Origin of the sequence: Rhodococcus daqingensis (assembly GCF_042665615.1) — a bacterium.
GTDB classification, from domain to species: domain Bacteria; phylum Actinomycetota; class Actinomycetes; order Mycobacteriales; family Mycobacteriaceae; genus Rhodococcus_G; species Rhodococcus_G daqingensis.
In genome coordinates, this window is the sequence record NZ_JBHTCS010000022.1 from 26,034 (window position 1) to 50,212 (window position 24,179).

A 24,179-nucleotide genomic window follows, 5' to 3' on the forward strand; every position below is an offset into this window, starting at 1 on the left:
GCTGTCGGGGCCGGCGCGTGGGTCGCCGGGTGTGCTGAATACGAGGAGATCTGAGTCGTGGCTGGGCAAGAAGTGAGCGCGCGCGAGAAGCGACCGACCGGACCGTTTCGGGCGGGCGACCGTGTACAGCTCACCGACGCGAAGGCGCGCAAGTACACGGTGGTGCTCGAGGCGGGCAAGGAGTTCCACACCCATCGCGGCGGGATCGTGCACGACGACCTGATAGGCGCCCCCGAGGGCAGCGTCGTCACCTCCACGAACGGCACCCCGTACCTGGCGCTGCGCCCGCTGCTCGTCGACTACGTGCTGTCCATGCCCCGGGGCGCTCAGGTGATCTACCCGAAGGACGCGGCGCAGATCGTGCACGAGGGCGACGTGTTCCCCGGCGCGAGGGTGTTGGAAGCCGGAGCCGGCTCGGGTGCGCTGACCTGTTCGCTGCTGCGGGCGGTCGGGCCCGAGGGCAAGGTCATCTCGTACGAGGTCCGTGACGATCACGCCGAGCACGCGGTCCGCAATGTCGAGACCTTCTTCGGCGGCCGCCCCGACAACTGGGAGCTCACGGTCGCGGACCTGGCGGACTTCGACGCCGAGGCGGCAGGCGGTCCGGTGGACCGGGTGATCCTGGACATGCTCGCACCCTGGGAGACGCTGCCCGCGGTGTCGAAAGCGCTGGTGCCCGGCGGCGTGCTCATCGTCTACGTCGCGACGGTGACACAGCTGTCGCGGGTGGTCGAGGCGCTGCGCGAACAGGAGTGCTGGACCGAGCCGCGGTCCTGGGAATCGATCGTGCGCGGCTGGCACGTCGTCGGCCTCGCGGTCCGTCCGGAACACCGAATGCAGGGGCACACCGCGTTCCTCGTCAGCGCGCGCAAGCTGGCCGAGGGCACCGTCACCCCGAAGCCGCAGCGTCGCGCGGGCAAGGACAAGAAGGTCTAGGGGGAGGCGCTTCGCGCTCGTGAGCACTTGTGGAGCCCATGGGCTCCAGAACCGCTCACGAGCGGCGTCGCCGCCTGCTCGCCTATTTCACGCAGGTGAGCTTGCCCATCGAGAGGATGGTGCACGCGGCGTCCTCGGAGAGCACCCACTTGCCGTCGACCTGATCGAAGACGACCTCGGACGCGGCGCCGCCGTGCGGGCCCGCGATGGTCGTGGTCGCCGAGACCGTGTCCTCGTCCACCGCGGTCACCTTGGTCACCTCCGCGGTCAGCGGGTAGCCCCGCAGCACCCCGTTGAACTGTTCGAGCACGGCCGTCTGCCCGGTGCCGTCCTCGACGAGGGCGACCTTCTCGGTGGTGGCGACCGCGGGGTCGAAGAAGGTGACCAGGGTCGCCTGCAGCTCGCCTGCCGTCGGGGTGGCGGCCGTGGCGGCGGCGGTGGTGGTGCCGGCGGTCGTGGATGCGGTGGTGGAGGTGGCGTCCGCGGCGGTGCTCGAGTCGTCGGAACCGCAGGAGGCGACGCCGGCGGCCAGCGCGATGGTGCCGACGGCGATGAGGGACTTGCGAATGATCACGAGTGGGCCTTTCTCATTGGCGAGGGTGCCATTTAGTCAGGTAAGGCTAACATCAGAGATGGTGCGTGTGAGGCGGCTCGCCGTCCCACACTGTGCGACGGCAGCCGCACGTGTCCGCCTGTCGGTCCGCAGTTTTGGTACAGCGGCTGTAGCGTTGATAGATCGTCACTGGGAGGAGTCGCACATGAGCGCAACAGAGAATCCGGACTCGTTCGCCGCCCGGGCCGAACTCGAGGCGCTACGACTGGAAGCCGCTGGTCTTCGCCGTCAGCTCGCCCAGTCACCCGAGCAGGTACGTGAGCTCGAGTCCCGCGTCGACTCGCTGTCGATCCGCAACTCCAAACTGATGGACACGCTCAAGGAGGCCCGTCAGCAGTTGATCGCGCTCCGCGAGGAGGTCGACCGGCTCGGTCAGCCGCCCAGCGGCTACGGCGTGCTGATCTCCACCCACGTCGACCAGACGGTCGACGTGTTCACCTCCGGCCGCAAGATGCGACTGACGTGCTCGCCGAACATCGACACCGAGGCCCTCCGGCCCGGCCAGACCGTTCGCCTGAACGAGGCGCTCACCATCGTCGAAGCGGGCGCCTTCGAACGCGTCGGAGAGATCTGCAGCCTGCGTGAGGTCCTCGACGACGGCGAACGGGCGCTGGTGGTCGGTCACGCCGACGAGGAGCGTGTGGTCTGGCTCGCGCATCCGCTGGCGCTGGCCGCGTCCGACTCGACGGTCCATCCCGACGACGAGGACATCGACTCGCCGTCGCGCAAATTGCGGCCCGGCGATTCGCTGCTGGTCGACTCCAAGGCGGGCTACGCCTTCGAGCGGATCCCGAAGGCGGAGGTCGAGGACCTTGTGCTCGAGGAGGTGCCCGACGTCGACTACGGCGACATCGGCGGGCTCGGTCGACAGATCGAACAGATCCGCGACGCCGTCGAGCTGCCGTTCCTGCACAAGGACCTGTTCCACGAGTACTCCCTGCGTCCGCCGAAGGGCGTGCTGTTGTACGGCCCTCCCGGCTGCGGCAAGACGCTGATCGCCAAGGCCGTCGCCAATTCGCTGGCCAAGAAGATCGCCGAGGCCAGGGGCCAGGATGCGAAGGATGCCAAGTCCTACTTCCTGAACATCAAGGGACCGGAGCTGCTCAACAAGTTCGTCGGCGAGACCGAGCGGCACATCCGGATGATCTTCCAGCGCGCCCGGGAGAAGGCCTCCGAGGGTACCCCGGTGATCGTCTTCTTCGACGAGATGGACTCGATCTTCCGCACCCGCGGGTCCGGTGTCTCCTCCGACGTGGAGACCACGGTCGTCCCGCAGCTGCTCAGCGAGATCGACGGCGTCGAGGGCCTGGAGAACGTCATCGTCATCGGTGCGTCGAACCGCGAGGACATGATCGACCCCGCGATCCTGCGCCCCGGCCGGCTCGATGTGAAGATCAAGATCGAGCGTCCGGATGCCGAGTCGGCGCAGGACATCTTCTCCAAGTACCTGACGGAGAGCCTGCCGGTCAACGCGGACGATCTCGCGGAGTTCGGCGGCGATCGGGCGGCCTGCATCAAGACCATGATCGAGCGGGTCGTGGACCGGATGTACGCCGAGAGCGACGACAACCGCTTCCTCGAGGTGACGTACGCGAACGGCGACAAGGAGGTGCTGTACTTCAAGGACTTCAACTCGGGAGCAATGATCCAGAACATCGTCGACAGGTCCAAGAAGTACGCCATCAAGTCGGTGCTCGAGACCGGGGCGCCCGGACTTCGGGTCCAGCACCTCTTCGACTCGATCGTCGACGAGTTCTCCGAGAACGAGGACCTGCCCAACACCACCAATCCCGATGACTGGGCCCGTATCTCGGGAAAGAAGGGCGAGCGGATCGTCTACATCCGCACGCTGGTCACCGGCAAGAACGCCAGTGCCAGCCGCGCCATCGACACCGAGTCCAACACCGGTCAGTACCTCTAACGCAGCGACGACATCGGGCCGGGCACCAGTTCGCGGGTGTCCGGCCCGATCCGTGTGGGGCGTCGGGACGGCCCGGGGTCGGCTCAGGCGAAGTAGTCGGTGAGCAGCGCCCGTGTGTCGGGCACGAACGGCCACGACGGGTCGGCGAGGTGAGAGCGGAGCTCCGCCTCGGTCCACCACCATCCGTCGACGATCTCGCTCGCCTGGTGCCGGATCGGGCCGTCGAAACGCGCCTCGAACGCGAACAGGTGGCAGCGCAACGGTTTGCCGTCCCAGCGGCCGTCCCACCTGATGCGGGCGATGGGTGTCAGTTCGACGCCGCTGACGCCGAGTTCCTCGGCGAGCTCGCGGATCGCGGTCTGGCGAGGGCTCTCGCCGGGATCGACGACTCCGCCCGCGAGGCAGTCGTGCATGCCGGCGAAGACTGCCTTGGTGGGGGAGCGGCGGTGCACGTAGACGCGGGACCCGTCCACGGAACGCAGCAGAACGCCCGAGCTGGCGTGCCACAGGCCCTCCGCATAGACCCGCGAACGCGGTGCGGTACCGATCGGGGCCCCCTCGGCGTCGTAGACCGTCACCACCTCGTCGGGTGCGGCGGGGCCACCCTCCGGAGGCGGCGGTGCCGGGCGCTGATCCATGCACTCATCGTTCCATGCGGGGATACCCTGGCGACGTGCCCCTACCGCGCAGGCTCGCCGAGATCAACAGGGTGGTCACCAATCGCGTCACCCGGCTCGTCGCCGGATGGTTACCGGGCTTCGCCATCGTGTTGCATCGCGGGCGCCGATCGGGCCGGCTGTACCGGACGCCCGTCAACGTGTTCCGGCGCGGCGACGGGTACCGGTTCGCGCTGACCTACGGTCCCGACAGCGACTGGGTGCGGAATGTGTTGGCCGCCGGGCACGTCGACATCACGACCCGCGGCCGGTTGGTCACGCTCGTGGAACCCCGAGTTGTCCGGGACCAGTCAGCGAACTGGGCGCCGCACGGGGTGCGCCTGGTGCTCCGCAGGGTCGGCGCCGACAGCTACCTGCAGTGCAGGATCGAGCGCTGATCCCTCCGCTGCGTCGGGGCCGGTTCGGCCGCGACCGTCTCCCGAGAGCAGCAGATAGCTTCGGTGCCACAGCCATTCGACGGGTCCCCGCCGGAATCGCCGCAGCCACAGGTGGGCGGCGATGATGACGACGGTGCAGACACCGAGGTAGATCCCCACGGTCGCGGGCACCCGGGCGTCGGGGGAGAGCCTGGCCGCGATACCGAGACCCCATCCGTAGCAGAGCACCGACGCGACGATGTTCTGGAGGACATAGCCGCTCAGCGCCATCCGCCCGACGTCCGCGAGCCTGCTGCCGCAGAAGCCGATACGAGGTCGGCGGCAGTAGAACTCGGCGACCAGCGCCAGCAGTCCGAGCGAGACGATCGGTGCGGTGCCGTACCGGGCGACCAACAGGCCCGCGTCGCCGCCGAACACCCCCGTCACGAAGTCGACGGGTGCCGCGACCCCGAGTCCGAGGATCATCAGCCGGCGGCGGATCCCGGCCCCCTCGGGTGCCAGTACCCCGGCGCGAAAGAGTCTGGCGCCGAGCAGGAACAGGGCGATCGACAGCGCGAAGATGAAGATGGGTTCGATCCGGAACGCCACGACGTTGTCGACCCGGAAAGCGACGAGATCCCACCACGAACCGTCGGCATAAGGGTTCGGGTCGAGCGGAGCGGGATCGGTGGGCGCGGGCTGAGCGGCCAATGCGAGGCTCCCGAGCGTGAGGAGCCCGAGGTGGACCGTCGCGGCCCAGATCATCCAACGGCGCTGTGCGCGTTCGCTGCTCGCAAGCACGAACGCGACGACCAGGCCGGTGACGGCGTATCCCATGAGCACGTCGAACTCGACAACGAGGAGGTAGTGCACGACGCCGTCCGCGAAGAGCAACGCAGCGCGCCACGGGTATCCACCCGGCCACGGCCTGCCCGCTCGAGTGGCGGAGCGCTGCTGGATGGCGAGGCCGATCCCGAACATCAGCGTCAGCAGCCCGAGGAACTTGCCCTGCGCGAGCTGTTGGAGCACCTTCTCGGTCCACCCCCACACGCCGTCGGCGGCCGCGGTTCCGTTCAGGTAGCCGACCAGACCCTCGGGATTGGTGAAGATCCAGATGTTGGTCGCGAGTGTTCCGAGGATCGCGATGCCGCGGAGCACGTCGAGGCTGAGGTAGCGGGGTAGGGGTTCGGACATGAGGCAAGGGTGCCCGGAAGCGATGAAAGGGGAGTCCGCCGAAGGGATGATTCGAGGGATGACGTCCTCGCCCTCACCCAGACGCCACCTGCGCTTATCCGGAATAATGTCATAACGCAGCTTATCGGCGTTTAAGCCGAGGGGCGTCAGGCGCACGCCGAACGATCTAGAACACGCCTAGAGAAGGGGCCGGACGGCCCGGCTGTGTTTCGATTCAAGGGTGGTTGGCGAAGACCGGCGGGGCGCAGGCGAGAACATCCGGGTTGCGGTTGCGCAGCCCGCGACCGTCCTCGGTTCCCTGTCGGGCAACGTTGCCGCACACGCGCGGGCGGTGAACCGTGCTGCCGCCGATCTCGTCGTCTTCCCGGAGATGTCGTTGAGCGGATACGCGATGGACGCGCCGACGGTCGCTCTCGACGACCCGCGCCTCGGCCCGCTGATAGCGGCATGCCGGCACACGGGCGCCATCGCCTTGGTCGGGGCTCCGGTCCACACCGGCACCGGCACCGGCGGCCGGGGCATCGGAGTGCTCGCCGTGTCCGGCGACGGAGCCACCGTGGCCTACATCAAGATGTCCCTCGGCGCGGAGGAGGCGAGACATTTCGAGTCCGGTCACGCACCGGCGAGTATCGAGGTGAGAGGCAGGCGGGTCGGCATCGGGGTGTGCCGGGACACGCGAATCGCGCATCACCTCGACAGCACCGCGGCCCTCGGCATCGATGTGTACGTGGCGGGCCTTGTCCACGCGCCTGCCGAGCTGGCCGAACTCGACGCCCGAGCGCGGAGGATCGCGGCGGCACACGACGTGCCGGTCGCATTCGCGGGGTTCGCCGGTCCGACCGGTGGTGGTTTCGGGCAGACCAGCGGCGGCTCGGGGGTGTGGGATCGAACTGGGACCGTGCTGCGGCAGCTCGGAGCCGAACCGGACGCGGTCGCCTCGGTGGACCTGTGACCCCGATCGTCGGGTCGCGCTCCGCCGAGCACGGACTGCGGCCGTGGGGGACCTCCTACGACGGCACGGCACCGCCTAGGGGGAACGGTCGAAAGATCGAGCGCACCGACGATCTAGGCTCGTGGGCATGCAGCGCATCATCGGTATCGAGGTCGAGTACGGGATTTCCTCCCCGACGGAACCGACCGCGAACCCCATCCTGACCTCGACTCAGGCTGTACTGGCCTACGCGGCCGCCGCAGGTGTACCGCGCGCCAAGCGCACCCGGTGGGACTACGAGGTGGAATCGCCGCTGCGCGATGCCCGCGGGTTCGACCTCGGCCGCTTCAGCGGACCGGCGCCTGTGATCGACGCGGACGAGGTCGGGGCGGCGAACATGATCCTCACCAACGGTGCCCGGCTGTACGTCGACCATGCCCACCCCGAGTACTCCGCACCCGAATGCACCGATCCGCTGGACGCCGTCATCTGGGACAAGGCAGGCGAGCGGGTCATGGAGGCGGCGGCACGGCACGCATCGAGTGTGCCCGGCGCGCCGCGCCTCCAGTTGTACAAGAACAACGTCGACGGCAAGGGGGCCTCGTACGGCACCCACGAGAACTACCTCTGCTCGCGGGAGACCCCGTTCTCGGCGATCATCGCCGGGCTCACGCCGTTCTTCGCCTCACGGCAGGTCATCTGTGGGTCCGGGCGGGTCGGCATCGGGCAGTCCGGCGACGAGTCCGGCTTCCAACTCTCGCAGCGAGCCGACTACATCGAGGTGGAGGTCGGCCTGGAGACCACGCTCAAGCGCGGCATCATCAACACCCGCGACGAGCCGCACGCGGACGCCGACAAGTACCGGCGCCTGCACGTGATCATCGGCGACGCGAATCTCGCCGAATGGTCGACGTACCTCAAGATCGGCACCACCGCGCTGGTCCTGGACCTGATCGAGGCGGGGGTGGACCTGTCCGACCTGCAGCTCGCCCGCCCGGTGACCGCCGTGCACCTGATCAGTCACGACCCGACGCTGCGGCAGACCGTGGCGCTCGCGGACGGTCGGGAGCTGACCGGACTTGCGCTGCAGAGGATCTACCACGAGCGGGTCGCGGCATTCGTCGAACGCCGCGGCGACGAGGACCCGCGGGTGGCTGACCTGCTCGACAAGTGGGCCACGGTCCTCGACATGCTCGAGCGCGACCCCATGGAGTGCGCCCACCTGTTGGACTGGGTGGCGAAACTCCGCCTGTTCGAGGGCTTCCGGCAGCGCGAGGGCCTTTCCTGGTCGGCCCCCAAGCTGCACATGCTGGACCTGCAGTACTCGGACGTACGCCTGGACAAGGGCCTCTACAACCGCCTCGTCGCCCGCGGATCGATGGAACGGCTCGTCAACGAGCAGCAGGTGCTGGACGCGATCCGCAACCCGCCCACGGACACCAGGGCCTACTTCCGCGGCGAATGCCTGCGCAGGTTCGGGGCCGACATCGCCGCGGCCAGTTGGGACTCGGTGATCTTCGACCTCGGCGGCGACTCCCTCGTCCGCATTCCCACCCTCGAACCGCTCCGGGGCAGCAAGGCGCATGTCGGCCGGCTCCTCGATTCGGTCGATTCTGCCGCTGACCTGGTCGATCAGCTCACCAGCTGAGACGAGGCCAAGCGACACGCTCGTCCACCGCCGCAGGGTGCCCCGCACTCGGTAGGGTAGGGGTCCGTGCACGAGCGCACACTGGTTGTGCGGGTAGATGTGCAAGAGATTGAAGGAGGTCGGCGGCTATGGCGCAGGAGCAGACCAAGCGCAGTGGCGGTGGCGACGACGACGATGCCCAGATCGGCGACGGTGCCGCGGGCCAGGAACGTCGGGAGAAGCTCGCCGAGGACACCGACGACCTCCTCGACGAGATCGACGACGTGCTCGAGGAGAACGCCGAGGACTTCGTGCGCGCGTACGTGCAAAAGGGCGGCCAGTGACGTCGGATCACCTGCGGTCCACGGTCGGGGGCGATCGGCTGCACTTCGGTTCGCAGCTGTCCTCGTTCTCCGATCACCTCCGCAAGCATGCGCCGGAACTGTTGCCCGAGAACAGGATCGACCTCGGGCGTCAGCGCGCCGGAAGGGGTGACGCGATGGACGCGGCGGACATCGCTCCGCACGGGACCACGATCGTCGCGTTGACCTTTGCAGGCGGCGTGCTGATCGCGGGCGATCGCAGGGCGACGATGGGGAACCTGATCGCGAGCCGGGACGTGGAGAAGGTCTACGTCACCGACGACTACTCGGCGGCCGGGATCGCGGGCACGGCGGGCGTGGCGATCGAACTGGTGCGGCTGTTCGCCGTCGAACTCGAACACTACGAGAAGATCGAGGGCGTCCCGCTGACGTTCGACGGCAAGGCCAACCGGCTCTCGTCGATGGTCCGGGGCAACCTCCCCGCCGCCATGCAGGGCCTCGCCGTGGTGCCGCTGCTCGTCGGCTTCGACCTGGACGCGGCCACTCCGGACAAGGCGGGCCGGATCGTGTCCTACGACGTGGTCGGCGGGCGCTACGAGGAACGGGCCGGATACCACGCGGTCGGTTCCGGCTCGCTGTTCGCGAAGTCCGCTCTGAAGAAGACCTACGACCCGAAGGGCGACGAGGACAGCGCGCTCCGGGCCGCGATCGAATCCCTCTACGACGCGGCGGACGACGACTCCGCCACCGGCGGTCCCGATGTGAGTCGCGGTATCTATCCGACCGCGGTGGTGATCACGGCGGCAGGCGCCGTGACCGTTCCCCAGGAACGGACGTCCGAACTCGCCAGGGCGGTCATCGCCGAGCGCACCAAGGAAGCAGGTGACAACGCATGACGATGCCGTATTACGCCTCCGCCGAGCAGATCATGCGGGATCGCTCGGAGCTGGCGCGCAAGGGTATCGCCAGGGGACGCAGCGTCATCGTGCTCACCTACGCGCACGGGGTGCTGTTCGTCGCGGAGAACCCGTCGACCGCGCTGCACAAGGTGAGTGAGCTGTACGACCGGCTCGGGTTCGCCGCCGTCGGCAAGTACAACGAGTTCGAGAACCTGCGGCGCGCGGGCATCGTGCACGCCGACATGCGCGGCTACTCGTACGACCGCCGCGACGTGACCGGCCGTTCACTGGCCAATGCCTACGCGCAGACCCTGGGCACGATCTTCACCGAACAGCCCAAGCCGTACGAGGTGGAGATCTGCGTGGCGGAGGTCGGCCGCGTCGACCAGTCCAAGCACGCGCAGCTCTACCGCATCACCTACGACGGGTCGATCGTCGACGAGCAGCAGTTCGTGGTGATGGGCGGTGCGACCGAACCGATCAGTACCGCGCTCAAGGCGTCGTACACGCCCGACCTCGAGCTCGGTCCCGCGATCGAGATCGCCGTCAACGCGCTTCGGGTCGGAACGGCGTTGCCCGGGAACGGCGAGGCCGAACCGCGGGCCATCGGCGTCGAGGCGCTGGAGGTCGCGGTCCTCGACCAGACCCGCCCGCGCCGGGCGTTCAAGCGCATCACCGGGGCGGCGCTGGCCGAGTTCCTGCCGGCCAACATGGTCTCCGAAGCGACACCGGCGGAAGCGCCCGAGACCGCTCCCGGCGGCACCGAGGACGCCGGTTCCACCGAGGACGGGACCGACAAGGCCTGACCGGCTGCGCCGGTCGGTTCACCGGTAGAGCCGCAGCGCCAGCGGCCTACCGGTGAACCGGAATCGGCGGCCCTGGCCGACGACCTCTCCGTCGGCGGCGAGCGAGACGGGCTCCCCGTGTACCCGAACCTCCAGATCGGCGACCAGGTCACGCCCGTACTCGGGGGAGCCGCCGAGGGTGCCGGTCGCGGCGGCCCAGAGCAATCGGGCCCGGGACCAGCGCCGGTCCGCGCGCAGCCGGCGCACATCGAGAACGCCGCGATGCAGTTCCGGCCGTGACATCGGGACCTGGTCGGACGGCGAGTAGCGGCCGTTGCCGACGAAGAGCATCCACACCGAGCTGCCGCGGCCGTCGGTGGACAGCGCGAGCGGCCGGGCCCGGGCGAGGACCCGCACCATCGCGGCAGCGGCGGCGGGCCACTTGCCCACCCGGTGCTCCCACCGCTCACGCAGCCGGACCGCGTCCGGATATCCGCCGAGGCTCGCGGTGTTGACGAAGGTCGTGGGCGGCCCGCCGTCCACGCTCACGTCCGCGACGTCCACCAGGATCGCTCGGCCGTCCGCCAATGCGTCGCGGGTGGCGGCGACGTCGTCCACACCGGTGTCGCGGGCGAAGTGGTTGAGCGTGCCGCCGGGGAACACCGCCAGCGCGAGATCGTGGCGGATCGCGGCCGCGGCCGCGGTCACCACCGTGCCGTCGCCGCCGCAGACCCCGAGGGCGATCGGCCGCACACGTGCGATCTCCTCGTCGAGTTGCCGTCCGACGTCACCCTCGGGATCGGCCGGGACGATCGTCGCCTCCGGCAGGAGCCCGGCCAATTCGGCCGTCGGGTCGTCGTCCGTGGTGCCGGACCCGGGGTTGACGAGGACGAGCAACCCGGCCCCGTCGGGGACCTCCGGCGCCACCGCAGGCGGGCCGAGCGTGGCAGGCTCCTCGGTCCGCACGGCCCACCAGCGACGGGTCAGCAGGGCGATGCCACCCCCGACGGCGGCGCCGACGACCACGTCAGACGGCCAGTGCACGCCGATGTGGACCCGGGAGTACGCGACTGCGGCGGCCACCGGTGCGAGTACCGCGGCGGTGGCGGGCGATTCCAGCGACACCCCCGTGACGTAGGCGGCGGCGGAGGCCGCGTGGCCCGACGGGAACGACGACGACGACGGGATCCGCCGCGCCTGCCGGTGCCGCGCCACCCACCCGAGGGGTGGCCGTCGCCGGGGGAGCGCCGGCTTGAGCACTCCGTTCGTCAGCGCGCTCGCGCCGCTGAGGGAGAGCAGTCCACGCACGGCCGCCCGCCTAGGCCGACCTCCGATCACGATCAATCCGGCGCTGATCCCGAACCACAGCACGCCGTGATCGGCCGCCCGGCTGAGCGCCCTGAGGCCGCGGTCGGACGCGAGCGGCGCCAACGGCGAGACCCGCTCCGACGTGGTCATCCACTCAGGGTAGACGGCGCGAAACGTCGCGCGGATATGTATCGGTTGAGCCGGTCCGGGGGAGGCTCGGCGCTGTACTGTCAAAGTGTGCAGCGACGAATCATGGGTATTGAGACCGAGTTCGGTGTGACGTGCACCTTTCACGGCCACAGGAGGCTGAGCCCCGACGAGGTGGCGCGCTACCTGTTCCGTCGCGTGGTGTCGTGGGGCCGCAGCTCCAACGTCTTCCTCCGCAACGGTGCTCGCCTCTACCTCGATGTGGGTTCGCACCCCGAGTACGCCACCGCCGAGTGCGACAGCCTCGCCCAGCTGGTCACCCATGACCGGGCGGGCGAGCGGGTGCTCGAGGATCTGCTCATCGACGCGGAGGAACGGCTCGCCGAGGAGGGCATCGGCGGGGACATCTACCTGTTCAAGAACAACACCGACTCGGCGGGCAACTCCTACGGCTGCCACGAGAACTTCCTGGTCGTGCGCGCCGGCGAGTTCTCCCGGATCTCCGACGTGCTGCTGCCGTTCCTGGTCACCCGCCAGCTGATCTGCGGCGCGGGCAAGGTGCTGCAGACACCGAAGGCGGCGACCTTCTGCCTCTCGCAGCGGGCTGAGCACATCTGGGAGGGCGTCTCGTCGGCGACGACCCGCTCCCGGCCGATCATCAACACCCGCGACGAGCCGCACGCGGACGCGGAGAAGTACCGGCGCCTGCACGTCATCGTCGGCGACTCCAACATGTCGGAGACCACCACCATGCTCAAGGTGGGCACGGCGGCGCTGGTGCTGGAGATGATCGAGGCGGGGGTCTCGTTCCGTGACTTCGCGCTCGACAACCCGATCCGGGCGATCCGCGAGGTCAGTCACGACATGACCGGTAAGCGGCCGGTCCGGCTGGCGGGCGGACGCCAGGCCAGCGCCCTCGACATCCAGCGCGAGTACTACGCCCGCGCGGTCGAGCACCTCGCGACCCGCGAACACGACCCGCAGGTCGACCAGGTCGTCGAACTGTGGGGGCGCACGCTCGACGCGGTGGAGTCCCAGGACTTCGCGAAGGTCGACACCGAGATCGACTGGGTGATCAAGCGCAAGCTGTTCCAGCGGTACCAGGACAAGCACAACCTCGAACTGTCGGACCCGAAGATCGCGCAGCTCGACCTGGCGTATCACGACATCAAGCGCGGTCGTGGCGTCTTCGACCTGCTGCAACGCAAGGGGCTGGCCAAGCGGGTGACCGAGGACGATCAGATCGACGAGGCGGTCAACACCCCGCCGCAGACGACCAGGGCGAAGCTGCGTGGCGAGTTCATCTCGGCCGCGCAGGACGCAGGCCGCGATTTCACCGTGGACTGGGTGCACCTCAAGCTCAACGACCAGGCGCAGCGCACGGTGCTGTGCAAGGACCCGTTCCGTTCGGTCGACGAGCGCGTCGAACGCCTCATCGCATCGATGTGATCGTGCGGCCACTAGGCTGCTGAGCCGTGGCGATCACCAAAGTCGAGCGGCTGATGAACCTGGTCATCTGTCTGCTCTCCACCCGGCAGTTCCTCACCGCCGAGAAGATCCGGCACAGCGTGGCGGGCTACGACGAATCGGCCAGCTACGAGGCGTTCAGCCGGATGTTCGAACGGGACAAGAACGAGCTCCGCGACCTCGGCGTGCCGCTCGAGACCGGCCAGGCCTCCCGATACGGAACGGTGGAGGGCTACCGGATCAACCGGGACGCCTACGAGCTGCCGGACATCGACCTGAGCAGCGAGGAGGCCGCCGCCGTCGCGATCGCGGTGCAACTGTGGGAGTCGCCGGAGCTCAGCTCGGCCGCCCAGGGAGCGCTCCTGAAGCTGCGTGCGGCAGGCGTGGTGGTCGACCAGGACTCCGCGTCGGCGATCATCACCGCGCTGCCTGCGCGGTCGAGGGGATCGGAGCCGGCACTGGAGAAGCTGCTGGCCGCGGTCGACGCCGGCCAGAGCGTCCGCTTCGAACACCGGTCGGCGCGCAACGAGCCGCTGCGCACCCGCAGCGTGCAGCCCTGGGGCGTGGTGACCCACGGCGGCCGGTGGTACCTCGTCGGGCACGACACCGACCGGGACGCGACCCGAACGTTCCGGCTGTCCCGGATCGGTGACGATGTCACCGCGTTCGGTCCGGTCAATTCGGTACACAAGCCCGACGGTGTGGACCTGCGGGAGATCGTGGACCGGATCGTCGGGTCGGGTGGGGTCACCGGCACCGCCACCGTGTGGGTCGCGGACGGACGCGCTCAGGAACTCCGGCGGCTCGGCCGCGCGGCGTCGGACCGGACCGTCCGGGGCCGCGCGGGCACGATGCTCGAGGTGCCGGTGCGATCCTGGGACTGGGTGGCCAGGCTGATCGCCGGCTACGGGGAGGACGCGCTGGTGTTGGCGCCCACGGAACTGAGGGAGGACGTCCTGGAGAAGCTGCGCGCGGCGCTGTCGACGCCTGCGGGCCACGGAGGGGACGGCCGATGAGTCAGAAGCTGTCGTCCCGGCTGGCCCGGTTGCTGAACATGGTCCCGTACTTCATCGCCAACCCGGGGATGAGCGCCGAGGAAGCGGCGGCGGAGCTCGGTGTGAGCACCGGCCAGTTGATGGACGACCTGAACCAACTGTGGATGTGTGGGTTGCCCGGCTACGGCCCCGGCGACCTCATCGACCTCTCGTTCTCCGAGGAGAGCATCGAGGTGACGTTCTCGGCGGGCATCGACCGGCCGTTGCGGCTCACCTCGACGGAGGCGACGGCACTCCTGGTCGCGCTGCGTTCACTGGTGGAGATGCCCGGCACCGCGGATCCGTCCGCCGTGCAGGGCGCGATCGCCAAGATCGAATCGGCGGCGGGCATCGCCGCGGGCGGGGCCGTCACCGGGGTGGCGGACCGGCGCGAGCACGCGGAGGATCCGGTGGCGGCCACCGTGCGCTCCGCGGTACGCCGGGGCAGGGCGATGGAGCTGACGTACTTCTCCGCGTCGCGTGACGCGGTCTCACAGCGCGTGGTGGACCCGGTGCGCATCGTGCTCGTCGACAACCACAGCTACCTGCAGGCGTGGTGCAGGCAGGCGGGGGGAGTCCGGCTGTTCCGGTTCGACCGGATCGACGCGGCGGTCGAGCTCGACGAGCCGGCGGCCGCACCCGAGGCAGCGCTCGAGGACGGACACTCCATGGACCTGTTCCACGACGACCCGACGCTGCCGCAGGCGCGGCTGCTGATCGCACCGGAACACGCCTGGGTGATGGACTACTACCCGATGACCGACGTCACCGTCGCCGCTGACGGCTCGATCGAGGCATCGATGCGGTACGGCTCGCCGGACTGGATGACCCGGCTGATGGTGGGGTTCGGTCCGGGTGTCCGCGTGCTCGGGCCCGACGATCTGGCGGCGTCCGTGCGAAACCGTGCACAGGCCGCCCTCGCCGCCTATGGTGAGGCCTCGACCGCTGACTGACCCGCACTCTCCGCGGGGGCCTGACCGTGCTGGTCCGGTAGCATCGAATCATCTGATACCTGGAGGTAAAAATGGGAGCCATGAGCCCCTGGCACTGGGCCATTGTGGCGCTTGTCGTCGTCATCCTGTTCGGCTCGAAGAAGCTGCCCGACGCCGCGCGCGGTCTGGGTCGGTCGCTGCGGATCTTCAAGAGCGAGGTCAAGGAGATGCAGAACGACGGCACCGCCGCCGCCTCGACGCCCGTTGCCTCGCCTGCCGAGCTGCCCGCCTCGGCGCCGGTCGCCGATCCGACGCAGTCCGCGGCCACCCACACCGAGCCCCGGACGTCCTAGTCCCGATTCCGACGGTCCCGGGGCTGCGCATCGCGCCCCGGGCCCACTGCTGACCAGAACCAGGGCCCACTGTGCGCATCCCATTCGACCCGCGGCGGAGCAAACGCAGGGTCAATCCCGACGGCAGCATGTCGCTGATCGATCACCTGTACGAGCTTCGGACCAGGTTGCTGCTCGCGCTCCTCGGCGTGCTGATCACCACCGCTTTCGGATTCTTCTGGTACTCGCACGAGATCCTCGGCATCGAGAGCCTCGGCGAGCTGATGCGCGGTCCGTACTGCTCGTTGCCGCCGGAGAGCCGGGCCGACCTCACCAGTGACGGCGGCTGCCGACTGTTGGCCACCGGTCCGTTCGACCAGTTCATGCTCCGATTCAAGGTGGCCTTCACCGCGGGCGTCGTGCTCGCCTGCCCGATCTGGCTGTACCAGCTGTGGGCGTTCATCACGCCGGGCCTCTACGCAAAGGAGCGCCGCTACGCGATCGGGTTCGTCGCCGGTGGCGCCGCGCTGTTCGTCGCGGGCGCGGTGCTGGCGTACGTGGTGGTGTCGAAGGCGCTGCACTTCCTCCTGACCATCGGCGGCGACGTCCAGGTCACGGCGCTCAGCGGTTCGGAGTACTTCGGGTTCGTGATCAACCTGATCATCATCTTCGGCGTCAGCTTCGAGATCCCGTTGCTGATCGTGGCGCTCAACGCGGTCGGCGTGCTCAGCTACGAACGGCTCAAGGCCTGGCGCCGCGGCATCATCATGGGTCTGTTCGTGTTCGCCGCGATCGCCACACCCGGCCAGGACCCGTTCTCGATGATCGCACTGGCATTGGCCCTGACCATCCTCGTCGAGTTCTCCATTCAGATCGCACGGCTCAACGACAAGCGCAGGGCACGCAAGCAGGAGGAGGGCTTCGGCGCGCTCGACGACGACGAGGCCTCGACCATCTCCGCGGCGGCACCCCTGGACGACGCGTCGAGCGTCCCCGGTGCGACACCGGTCGGCGATCTGTCCGACACGCTCTGACACAGCCGCCACGACGAGCGGGCCGCTCCCCGATCACCCTCCGGTGATCGACCGCGAGGCGGCCCGCTCGTCGTCGGCCGGCCCGGCCGGGTCGTTGGCTAACCTGGCTGTGTGGAACTCGAGACCTTCGCGGCGCAGCTGAGCTTTCCGCTCGACCCCTTCCAGAGCGAGGCCTGCCGAGCCTTGGAAACGGGGCACGGGGTCCTCGTCTGCGCGCCGACGGGTGCGGGCAAGACGGTGATCGGCGAGTTCGCCGTGCACCTGGCCCTGACATCGGGGCGAAAGTGCTTCTACACCACGCCGATCAAGGCCCTGAGCAACCAGAAGTACGCCGACCTGGTCGACCGGTACGGCAAGTCCTCGGTCGGCCTGCTCACCGGTGACCTGAGCATCAACCCGGAGGCGCCCGTCGTCGTGATGACGACCGAGGTGCTGCGCAACATGCTGTACGCGGATTCCCCGGTGTTGCGCGGGCTCTCCCACGTGGTGATGGACGAGGTGCACTACCTGGCGGACCGGTTCCGCGGCGCGGTGTGGGAGGAGGTCATCCTGCACCTGCCAGAGGAGGTCCGGCTCGTGAGCCTCTCCGCGACCGTCAGCAACGCCGAGGAGTTCGGCGCCTGGATGGAGACCGTGCGCGGGGACACCGAGATCATCGTCGACGAGGTCCGGCCCGTGCCGCTCTGGCAGCACATCATGGTGGGCCGCAGGCTCTTCGACCTGTTCGACCACGACGCGCAGGCGGCGGACAGCGCCGCCAAGCTGATCGTCGACCGCGAGCTGGTCCGCTATCTCAAGCAACGGCAGGCACTCGACCGGGCCGACTCGTGGCAGCCGCGCGGCCGGGGTCGCGGTGACCGGGGCGGCTCGGCGAGCAACTTCCGGCCGCTGGCCCGTCCCGAGGTGATCGCGCGCCTCGACGAGGAGGGCCTGCTGCCCGCGATCACCTTCATCTTCAGCCGGGCGGGCTGCGATGCGGCGGTCGCCCAGTGCCTGCGGTCGCGGCTGCGGCTGACCACCGAGGAGCAGATCGCCGAGATCACCGCGATCATCGACAAGCACACGGGGGAACTACCGCGCGCCGACCTCGAGGTGCTCGGCTACTGGGAATGGCGGGAGGCCCTCGAACGTGGCATCGCCGCCCACCACGCCGGGATGCTGCCCGCGTTCCGGCACACCGTCGAGGAACTGTTCGTCAACGGGTTGGTCCGGGCCGTGTTCGCGACGGAGACACTGGCGCTGGGCATAAACATGCCCGCCAGGACCGTCGTGCTCGAGCGCCTGGTGAAGTATAACGGCGAGACGCACGCCGAGCTCACCCCCGGCGAGTACACCCAGCTCACCGGGCGCGCGGGCAGGCGAGGCATCGACGTCGAGGGCCACGCCGTCGTGCTCTGGCAGCCGGGCATCGAGACCACCGAGGTAGCCGGTCTGGCCTCGACGCGGACCTTCCCGCTCCGGAGTTCGTTCCGGCCTGCGTACAACATGTCGATCAACCTGATCGATCGAATGGGCGCGGCGGAGTCGCGCTCGCTGCTGGAGCGCTCCTTCGCACAGTTCCAGGCGGATCGATCGGTGGTCGGGATCGTCCGCACGATCGAGCGCAACCGGGTCGTTCTCGCGGAGCTGAGCGAGCAGCTCGGCGGCGTGGATGGCGAGTTCTTCGAGTACGCCCAACTGCGCGAACGAGTTCGCGCCCGCGAGCGGAAGCTGGAGAAGCAGGGCCGAACGGACCGCCGACAGGACGCGGTGAACTCCCTCACCGCGCTCCGCCGCGGCGACGTCATCGCGATCCCGGTCGGCCGGCGATCCGGACTGGCCGTGGTGCTCGAGACGGATTCGGACCCGAACGACCCTCGCCCCCTGGTGCTCACCGAGGACAAGTGGGCGGGCCGGATCTCGGCTGCCGATTTCCCCGCACCCGCCAAGTCGCTGGGCAGCATGCGGTTGCCGCGCCACGTCGACCACCGCACCGCACGCAGCCGACGAGATCTCGCCTCGGCGTTGCGCAGTACCGGAATCGTGCCACCCGGCCGGTACAGCAAGCGGAAGTCGCCCGCGGCCAGTGACCGCGAGTTGGCGACTCTGCGGCGGGCACTGCGCTCGCATCCGTGCCACACCGCGCCGGATCGCGAGCAGCTCAGTCGGATCGGGGAGCGGTACAACACGCTGGCCCGAGAGACGGAGACATTGCGTCAGAAGGTCGCCGCGACAACGAATTCGTTGGCTCGGACGTTCGATCGCATCGTCGCGCTGCTCGCCGAACGCGAGTACATCGAGCCGGAGGGGCACGGGATCACCGAGAGCGGGCAGCGCCTGAGCCGGATCTACTCGGAGAGCGACCTGCTCGTCGCGGAATGCCTGCGCGGGGGGCTGTGGAAGGGGCTCGGACCGGCAGAGCTGGCCGGCGTCGTGTCGACGATGGTGTACGAGTCACGCCAGGACGGCGACATCGGCGACCGAGGCCCCACCGGACCCTCACGCCATGCGCTCGCCCGAACCCTGCAGGTGTGGAGCGAGATCCGCGAGGACGAGGTCCGGCACAAGCTGCCACTCACCAGGGAGCCGGATTTCGGCTTCGTCTCGGCGATCTACAAGTGGGCCCGGGGGGAACCGCTCGTGGACGCCCTGCTCGCCGCCGGCGATCGTGGGCAGGCCCTCTCGGCGGGCGATTTCGTCCGGTGGTGCAGGCAGGTGATCGATCTCCTCGATCAGGTGCAGTCCACCGCGCCGGACCGGGAGGTGCGGGCCGCGGCAACCAAGGCCGTGCACGCCATCCGGCGGGGTGTGGTCGCCATCGACGCGGCCTGACCCCCGCGCCGAATGTGATCGGATTCGACGGCCTTTCGGACGCCCACGCGGTTGACCACGGGGTGGAGCGCCGCGGGGGACTACGGTGTACCTCAACACAACCTTCAGGGGAGGCAACGATGAGTGGCCCGGTCGGACCCAACCATCCAGACGAACGCCGGGGGACCTCAGACGAGGACCAGCCCGGCACCGGTGAGCAGTCGCCCACCGAATCCGCGGTCCCCGGAACGAACCCGCCGCAGGCCGAACCGCCGCAGCCGGCGGGCGAACAAGCACCCCAGCAGGGCGGCGAGGAGACGCAGCGGTTCCCGTCGCCACCACAGTTCCCGTCGCAGCAGACCGGCGCGGAGCCGACGCAGGCGTATCCATCGGCGCAGCAGCAGTATCCGGGCGTCGGCCAGCCTCAGTACCCCGGGCAGCAGTACCCGGGCCAGCAGTACCCCGCGCAGCCGCAGGCCGATCAGCAGCAGCAGTGGAGCCAGCAGGCGTGGGGCGCACAGCAGCCCGCGCAGCCGCAGTACCCCGGGTACACCGCGCCGCAGCAGCCGTATCCCGGTCAACAGCCGTACCCGGGCCAGCAGTACCCCGGGCAGCCGCAGGCCGATCAGCAGCAGTGGAGCCAGCAGGCATGGGGCGCACAGCAGCCCGCGCAGCCGCAGACGGGCGCCCAGCCTCAGTTCCAGGCGTACAACGCACCGCATCAGCAGTACCCCGGCCAGCCGGGGCAGTATCAGCAGGGCGGGTATCCGCAACCCGGTCAGCCCGGACAGCCGCAGTGGGGTGCACCGGTCCCGGCGCAGCCCGGTGCCGGGACGTCCAAGGTCGCACTGTGGATCGCACTGGGCGTGGGCGCCGTCCTGGTGCTCGGCGTCATCGCCACGATCGCCGGGATCGCGCTCACCAGCGCGGACAAGCTCGACCGGGCCGCCGTCGAGAGGGGCGTCGAGCAGGTGGTCACCGGCTCGTACGGGATCACCGACGTCGACGACGTGGTGTGCCCCGCCGACCAGAAGGTGGAGAAGGGCAAGAGCTTCACCTGCGAGCTGACCGTCGACGGCGAACCTCAGCGGGTGACCATCACGTTCACCGACGACGAGGGCACCTACGAGGTCAGCCGGCCGACAAGCAGGTAGGTCCCTCCGATCGTCCACCCGGCTGCCCGTTGACCGTCGGGTGGACGATCGGGATCATCCCTTCCGCCACGGGGCATCTTCCAGCCATTCGATTGGCGGCCCCAACGATGTAGGGTTTCCGCCGTGGAGGAGAGACCCGCACGCCTGACGTCGAAGCCGAGCTGGCTGCTCACCCAGTTGGCAGTGCACGCGCACCGGTTGGTGTCCGACAGCTTCGGCGAGGTGGGTGCGCGCGGGTACCACTACCGCATTCTGGCCGCGCTGGACGAGTTCGGGGTGGCCAGCCAGGCCGAGCTCGGTCGCCGGTGCAGCATGGACCGCAGCGACGTGGTCGCCGCGATCAACGAACTTGCCGACCAGGGTTTCGTCGAGCGGACGCCGGACCCGGACGATCGACGACGCAACATCGTGAACCTCACCGAGGCCGGCGATCGGCAGCTGCGGCGGATGGACCGCGCGCTCGACAAGGTGCAGGACGACCTGCTCGGACCGCTTTCGGTCGAGGACAGAGCGAACCTGACCCTCCTGCTCACCCGGCTGCTCACGCACCATCAGCAGGGGTGACGGTCCGGACCGCGACCTACCCGCCGTACCCGTTCCGCGGTGCCGCCATGGCCTTGGTCAGGCGGCCGATCGATGCGCCGATCGCGAGCTCGTCCGCGAGCGCAGCCAGCCGCTCCGGGTCGACCGGTGCGACGGGCAACGGGTCCGGACGCGACATCTCGACCTCCGCGTCGGTGGCCACGCGGACCACCGGCAGCGCGGCGTCGAGATAGTCGGAGGCCGCCGTGAGCTTGGCCCTGATCCCCTTCGCCAGACCGGACGCGGGATCGTCGACGGCCGCACGGAGCGCCCCCACGGACCCGTACTCGAGCAGCAGGGACGACGCGGTCTTCTCGCCGACCCCCTTGACGCCGGGCAACCCGTCGGAGGGATCGCCGCGCAACAGGGCCAACTCCGCGTACCCGACGCCCGGCCGATCCGCAGGCACGCCGTACTTCTCGGCCACCTCGACGGGACCGAAGAGTTCGGCTTTCGACAGCCCGCGCCCGACGTACAGCACCCGGACCGGCACCGGCTCGTCAGCCACGACCTGCAGCAGGTCCCGGTCGCCGCTCACCACGACGACGGTGTCGGTGCGTTCGCGGGCGGCGAGCGTGCCCAGCACGTCGTCCGCCTCGAAGCCCTCGGCGCCGGCCGTGGCGATGCCGGCCGCGGCGAGCACGTCGAGAATCATGTCGACCTGCGGTGTCAGCGTGTCCGGCACCTCCTCGACATCGGGCCCGACCTCGGTCAGGGCAGCGACACGATGGGTCTTGTAGGAGGGCACGGCATCCACCCGGAACTGCGGGCGCCAGTCCAGATCCAGGCACACCGCGAGCCGTTCGGGCTGATGTCGCGTGATCAGCGAGGCGACCATGTCGGTGAACCCGCGGACCGCATTGACCGGCCTTCCGTCGCGGGACGTGAACGATTCGGGCAGCGCGTAATACGCGCGGAACCACAGGCTCGCGCCGTCGAGGAGAAGCAGAGGGCCAGTCATGGCCCTCATCCTGCCAAACCGAACTAACCTGAGGGGCATGAGTTCCCACGGCGGTCCCGCGAGCACCTCACGATTCCCGACCTCGATCTACGCGGACCGCCTGCGCCGGGCCGCCGAGCTCACCGCGGCGGCGGGCTTGGACGCACTGCTCATCACCCCGGGCCCGGACCTCCGGTACCTACTCGGTTCGCGCGCGGATTCCTTCGAACGACTCACCTGCCTCGTCGTCCCCGCCGACGGATCCGGTGCCTCCGTGGTGGTTCCACGGTTGGAGCTGGCCGCGCTCGGCGATTCCGCGACGGCGGAGCTGGGCCTGACCGTGCGCGACTGGGTGGACGGCGTCGACCCGTACGCCTTGGTCGCATCGGGGTTGCCCTCGCCCGCACGGACGGCGGTCGCCGACGCGATGCCCGCGCTGCACGTCATTCCGCTGACCGCGGCCTTCGGTGCACCGCCGGTCCTGGCGACGGAGGTGCTCCGCGATCTTCGGATGATCAAGGACCCGGCCGAGATCGACGCGCTGCGGCGCGCCGGCGCGGCGATCGACCGGGTTCATGCCCGAATGGCGGAGTGGCTCAGACCCGGACGCACCGAAGCGGAGGTCGCCGCGGACATCGGTGCCGCGATCGTCGCCGAGGGGCACACCGCCGCCGAGTTCATCATCGTCGGCTCCGGGCCCCACGGGGCGGATCCCCATCACGAGGTCTCGGATCGGACGATCGAAGCGGGCGACGTGGTGGTCATCGACATCGGCGGGCCGGTCGAGCCGGGCTACAACTCCGACTCGACCCGCACCTACTGCCTCGGCGAGCCCTCGGCGGAGGTGGACGCCCGGTTCGCGGTGCTCGAGCGGGCACAGAAGGCCGCCGTGGCCGCCGTTCGTCCCGGCGTCACCGCCGAATCCGTGGACGCGGCAGCCCGCGACGTGCTGGCCGCGGAGGGCCTCGCGGACGTGTTCGTACACCGCACGGGCCACGGGATCGGCCTGTCGGTTCACGAGGAGCCGTACATCGTCGCCGGCAACCGCATCGAACTCACCGAGGGCATGGCCTTCAGCATCGAGCCGGGCATCTATTTCCGCGGCGAGTGGGGCGCCCGGATCGAGGACATCGTGGTGGTCACGGCCGACGGCTGCGAGCCGATGAACACCCGTCCGCACGGGTTGACGGTGCTCACGAACTGAGGACCGCGGTTTCCTCAGGGCTCGAGCACGTAGCGACCGCGTGTCCCGCCCTTGGCCATGCCCCGGTGGGCGTCCGCCGCCTGGGCCAACGGCAGAACAGCATGCACTCGGGTCGGCAACAGGCCGGACGCGGCGCGGGCCAGCAGCTGCCCCAGTCGAGGACCGTCCGACTGCGCCATCAGTACTTTCACCGTGATCCCGCGCTCGGCCGCGGGCACGATATTGGGCCGGACGCCGACGAAGGCTCCGCCGTCGCGGACCGGGGTCAGGCCCCACGCCTGCTGGGACGTGGTGTCGACGACCGCGTCCCAGCCCGGCTCGGCCTCGGCCTCCGTGACGAAGTCGGCGCCGAGGCCGCGGACGAACTGCTCGTCCTCGGCTCGGGCCAGACCGGTCACCCGCCAGCCTCGATCGGGTGCGAGCGCGGCCACGTTGGCCCCGATCGCACCGGCCGCACCGGTCACCAGCAACCGGTTGCCGTCGGCGGGCGCGTCGCCGAGCAGATCGACGATCTGCGCCGCACTCAAACCGCTGAGTGGCACCGTCGATGCCGCGACCAGGTCGAGTCCGTCGGGCACCACGGCGAGCTCGGCGGCGGGCACGACGAGTTGTTCGGCATAGGTGCCGAAGTCGCGGTCGAAACCGAGGACGACACCGGCAACCCGAGTGCCGATGGCCAGGTCCACGCCCGGACCGGCGGCGAGCACGGTGCCGGCGAAGTCCCAGCCCAGTCCGGTGTGGTCGGGCTGGTTGATCATGCCCAGCTCGTGGAAGAAACCGCCCACGACCCCGAGGTCGGTGGGGTTGACCGGCGCGGCCGCGACCGCGACCCGGACCTCGCCGGGGCCGGGCTCGGCGACCGGGACATCGATGATCTCAATCGAGTCGGGTCCGCCCGGTGTGCGGACGACGGCGGCCTGGAAGGTCGGTGTGCTCATGTTTCGCTCCCTCATCGTTTGTGTTCGATGTGGTCGAGACTGCTCCCGGGGGTTT

At 69.5% G+C, this 24,179-nt stretch carries 23 protein-coding genes; 17 read left to right on the top strand and 6 right to left on the bottom strand.

Annotated features, from left to right (window positions below; translation table 11 throughout):
• Positions 1-72 precede the first annotated feature (72 nt).
• On the top strand, positions 73-936 hold the full coding sequence (locus ACFQS9_RS17935) for a tRNA (adenine-N1)-methyltransferase (protein WP_378407502.1): 864 nt from the start codon (positions 73-75) through the stop codon (positions 934-936).
• Between the two features lie 82 nt (positions 937-1,018).
• Here the strand turns inward: ACFQS9_RS17935 and ACFQS9_RS17940 are convergent, their stop codons facing one another.
• Positions 1,019-1,510, bottom strand: a complete 492-nt coding sequence (locus tag ACFQS9_RS17940) for a WKL family lipoprotein (protein WP_378407113.1) — start codon at positions 1,508-1,510, stop codon at positions 1,019-1,021.
• Between the two features lie 184 nt (positions 1,511-1,694).
• Between ACFQS9_RS17940 and arc the strand changes: the two genes are divergently transcribed.
• Positions 1,695-3,470: a proteasome ATPase gene (gene arc / locus ACFQS9_RS17945; RefSeq protein ID WP_378407115.1), complete on the top strand. Its 1,776-nt coding sequence runs from the start codon at positions 1,695-1,697 to the stop codon at positions 3,468-3,470.
• Positions 3,471-3,553: 83 nt separating this feature from the next.
• On the opposite strand, the gene ACFQS9_RS17950 is transcribed toward arc, so the two are convergent.
• The gene (locus tag ACFQS9_RS17950) at positions 3,554-4,108 is read right to left on the bottom strand and encodes an NUDIX hydrolase (RefSeq protein ID WP_378407117.1); all 555 of its coding nucleotides are present in this window, start codon (positions 4,106-4,108) and stop codon (positions 3,554-3,556) included.
• A gap of 35 nt (positions 4,109-4,143) precedes the next feature.
• Here ACFQS9_RS17950 and ACFQS9_RS17955 point away from each other — a divergent pair, with 35 nt between their 5' ends.
• Complete coding sequence (locus ACFQS9_RS17955) at positions 4,144-4,524, top strand: nitroreductase family deazaflavin-dependent oxidoreductase (RefSeq protein ID WP_378407119.1); 381 nt, start codon at positions 4,144-4,146, stop codon at positions 4,522-4,524.
• Here ACFQS9_RS17955 and ACFQS9_RS17960 read toward each other — a convergent pair.
• Complete coding sequence (locus ACFQS9_RS17960) at positions 4,438-5,697, bottom strand: DUF418 domain-containing protein (RefSeq protein WP_378407121.1); 1,260 nt, start codon at positions 5,695-5,697, stop codon at positions 4,438-4,440. The two genes, ACFQS9_RS17955 and ACFQS9_RS17960, sit on opposite strands and share 87 nt — an antisense overlap.
• Before the next feature lie 220 nt (positions 5,698-5,917).
• On the opposite strand from ACFQS9_RS17960, the gene ACFQS9_RS17965 reads away from it, so the two are divergent.
• The 5 genes from ACFQS9_RS17965 (at position 5,918) to prcA (ending at position 10,283) form a co-directional block, all read left to right on the top strand.
• Positions 5,918-6,649 (top strand): carbon-nitrogen hydrolase family protein, encoded by a 732-nt coding sequence (locus tag ACFQS9_RS17965; protein WP_378407123.1) that lies wholly within the window; start codon positions 5,918-5,920, stop codon positions 6,647-6,649.
• A 127-nt stretch (positions 6,650-6,776) separates the two neighbouring features.
• Positions 6,777-8,276 carry a depupylase/deamidase Dop gene (gene dop, locus ACFQS9_RS17970; protein ID WP_378407124.1) on the top strand — a complete coding sequence of 500 codons (1,500 nt, stop codon included), beginning with the start codon at positions 6,777-6,779 and terminating at the stop codon, positions 8,274-8,276.
• A gap of 128 nt (positions 8,277-8,404) precedes the next feature.
• The gene (locus tag ACFQS9_RS17975) at positions 8,405-8,599 is read left to right on the top strand and encodes a ubiquitin-like protein Pup (protein WP_072749874.1); all 195 of its coding nucleotides are present in this window, start codon (positions 8,405-8,407) and stop codon (positions 8,597-8,599) included.
• Positions 8,596-9,474, top strand: a complete 879-nt coding sequence (prcB, locus tag ACFQS9_RS17980) for a proteasome subunit beta (protein ID WP_378407126.1) — start codon at positions 8,596-8,598, stop codon at positions 9,472-9,474. Before ACFQS9_RS17975 ends, prcB begins: the two co-directional genes overlap by 4 nt.
• Entirely contained in the window at positions 9,471-10,283 is an 813-nt protein-coding gene (prcA, locus tag ACFQS9_RS17985; RefSeq protein WP_378407128.1) for a proteasome subunit alpha, read from the top strand. Before prcB ends, prcA begins: the two co-directional genes overlap by 4 nt.
• An 18-nt stretch (positions 10,284-10,301) precedes the next feature.
• Here prcA and ACFQS9_RS17990 read toward each other — a convergent pair whose 3' ends face one another.
• The gene (locus tag ACFQS9_RS17990; protein ID WP_378407130.1) at positions 10,302-11,720 is read right to left on the bottom strand and encodes a bifunctional phosphatase PAP2/diacylglycerol kinase family protein; all 1,419 of its coding nucleotides are present in this window, start codon (positions 11,718-11,720) and stop codon (positions 10,302-10,304) included.
• An 87-nt stretch (positions 11,721-11,807) separates the two neighbouring features.
• Here ACFQS9_RS17990 and pafA point away from each other — a divergent pair, with 87 nt between their 5' ends.
• From pafA to ACFQS9_RS18030, 8 genes are all read left to right on the top strand, one after another.
• Positions 11,808-13,166: a Pup--protein ligase gene (pafA, locus tag ACFQS9_RS17995; protein ID WP_378407132.1), complete on the top strand. Its 1,359-nt coding sequence runs from the start codon at positions 11,808-11,810 to the stop codon at positions 13,164-13,166.
• A gap of 26 nt (positions 13,167-13,192) precedes the next feature.
• The gene (locus ACFQS9_RS18000; RefSeq protein WP_378407134.1) at positions 13,193-14,200 is read left to right on the top strand and encodes a helix-turn-helix transcriptional regulator; all 1,008 of its coding nucleotides are present in this window, start codon (positions 13,193-13,195) and stop codon (positions 14,198-14,200) included.
• Positions 14,197-15,171, top strand: coding sequence for a helix-turn-helix transcriptional regulator (locus ACFQS9_RS18005; RefSeq protein ID WP_378407135.1), 975 nt, complete (start codon positions 14,197-14,199; stop codon positions 15,169-15,171). The genes ACFQS9_RS18000 and ACFQS9_RS18005 overlap by 4 nt, the downstream gene beginning before the upstream one ends.
• Before the next feature lie 71 nt (positions 15,172-15,242).
• Positions 15,243-15,503: a Sec-independent protein translocase subunit TatA gene (gene tatA / locus ACFQS9_RS18010; RefSeq protein WP_378407137.1), complete on the top strand. Its 261-nt coding sequence runs from the start codon at positions 15,243-15,245 to the stop codon at positions 15,501-15,503.
• 71 nt (positions 15,504-15,574) lie between these two features.
• Positions 15,575-16,516, top strand: a complete 942-nt coding sequence (gene tatC, locus ACFQS9_RS18015) for a twin-arginine translocase subunit TatC (protein WP_378407139.1) — start codon at positions 15,575-15,577, stop codon at positions 16,514-16,516.
• A 111-nt stretch (positions 16,517-16,627) separates the two neighbouring features.
• The gene (locus ACFQS9_RS18020) at positions 16,628-19,327 is read left to right on the top strand and encodes a DEAD/DEAH box helicase (protein WP_378407141.1); all 2,700 of its coding nucleotides are present in this window, start codon (positions 16,628-16,630) and stop codon (positions 19,325-19,327) included.
• 119 nt (positions 19,328-19,446) lie between these two features.
• Entirely contained in the window at positions 19,447-20,460 is a 1,014-nt protein-coding gene (locus ACFQS9_RS18025; protein WP_378407143.1) for a DUF4333 domain-containing protein, read from the top strand.
• A gap of 123 nt (positions 20,461-20,583) precedes the next feature.
• Entirely contained in the window at positions 20,584-21,024 is a 441-nt protein-coding gene (locus ACFQS9_RS18030) for a MarR family winged helix-turn-helix transcriptional regulator (protein ID WP_378407145.1), read from the top strand.
• Between the two features lie 16 nt (positions 21,025-21,040).
• On the opposite strand, the gene ACFQS9_RS18035 is transcribed toward ACFQS9_RS18030, so the two are convergent.
• Positions 21,041-22,003 carry a 5'-3' exonuclease gene (locus tag ACFQS9_RS18035; protein WP_378407146.1) on the bottom strand — a complete coding sequence of 321 codons (963 nt, stop codon included), beginning with the start codon at positions 22,001-22,003 and terminating at the stop codon, positions 21,041-21,043.
• Between the two features lie 37 nt (positions 22,004-22,040).
• On the opposite strand from ACFQS9_RS18035, the gene ACFQS9_RS18040 reads away from it, so the two are divergent.
• Positions 22,041-23,186, top strand: coding sequence for a M24 family metallopeptidase (locus ACFQS9_RS18040; RefSeq protein ID WP_378407148.1), 1,146 nt, complete (start codon positions 22,041-22,043; stop codon positions 23,184-23,186).
• A gap of 14 nt (positions 23,187-23,200) precedes the next feature.
• On the opposite strand, the gene ACFQS9_RS18045 is transcribed toward ACFQS9_RS18040, so the two are convergent.
• A complete protein-coding gene (locus ACFQS9_RS18045) occupies positions 23,201-24,124 on the bottom strand; it encodes an NADP-dependent oxidoreductase (protein WP_378407150.1) in 924 nt (307 codons plus the stop codon).
• Positions 24,125-24,179: the final 55 nt, after the last annotated feature.

Excerpts from the sequence above, each read along its gene's own strand:
- arc (WP_378407115.1), top strand. The coding sequence starts at position 1,695 with ATGAGCGCAACAGAGAATCCGGACTCGTTCGCCGCCCGGGCCGAACTC.
- ACFQS9_RS17950 (WP_378407117.1), bottom strand. The coding sequence starts at position 4,108 with ATGGATCAGCGCCCGGCACCGCCGCCTCCGGAGGGTGGCCCCGCCGCA.
- ACFQS9_RS17960 (WP_378407121.1), bottom strand. The coding sequence starts at position 5,697 with ATGTCCGAACCCCTACCCCGCTACCTCAGCCTCGACGTGCTCCGCGGC.
- dop (WP_378407124.1), top strand. The coding sequence starts at position 6,777 with ATGCAGCGCATCATCGGTATCGAGGTCGAGTACGGGATTTCCTCCCCG.
- ACFQS9_RS17975 (WP_072749874.1), top strand. The coding sequence starts at position 8,405 with ATGGCGCAGGAGCAGACCAAGCGCAGTGGCGGTGGCGACGACGACGAT.
- prcA (WP_378407128.1), top strand. The coding sequence starts at position 9,471 with ATGACGATGCCGTATTACGCCTCCGCCGAGCAGATCATGCGGGATCGC.
- ACFQS9_RS17990 (WP_378407130.1), bottom strand. The coding sequence starts at position 11,720 with ATGACCACGTCGGAGCGGGTCTCGCCGTTGGCGCCGCTCGCGTCCGAC.
- ACFQS9_RS18005 (WP_378407135.1), top strand. The coding sequence starts at position 14,197 with ATGAGTCAGAAGCTGTCGTCCCGGCTGGCCCGGTTGCTGAACATGGTC.
- tatA (WP_378407137.1), top strand. The coding sequence starts at position 15,243 with ATGGGAGCCATGAGCCCCTGGCACTGGGCCATTGTGGCGCTTGTCGTC.
- ACFQS9_RS18025 (WP_378407143.1), top strand. The coding sequence starts at position 19,447 with ATGAGTGGCCCGGTCGGACCCAACCATCCAGACGAACGCCGGGGGACC.
- ACFQS9_RS18035 (WP_378407146.1), bottom strand. The coding sequence starts at position 22,003 with ATGACTGGCCCTCTGCTTCTCCTCGACGGCGCGAGCCTGTGGTTCCGC.
- ACFQS9_RS18040 (WP_378407148.1), top strand. The coding sequence starts at position 22,041 with ATGAGTTCCCACGGCGGTCCCGCGAGCACCTCACGATTCCCGACCTCG.
- ACFQS9_RS18045 (WP_378407150.1), bottom strand. The coding sequence starts at position 24,124 with ATGAGCACACCGACCTTCCAGGCCGCCGTCGTCCGCACACCGGGCGGA.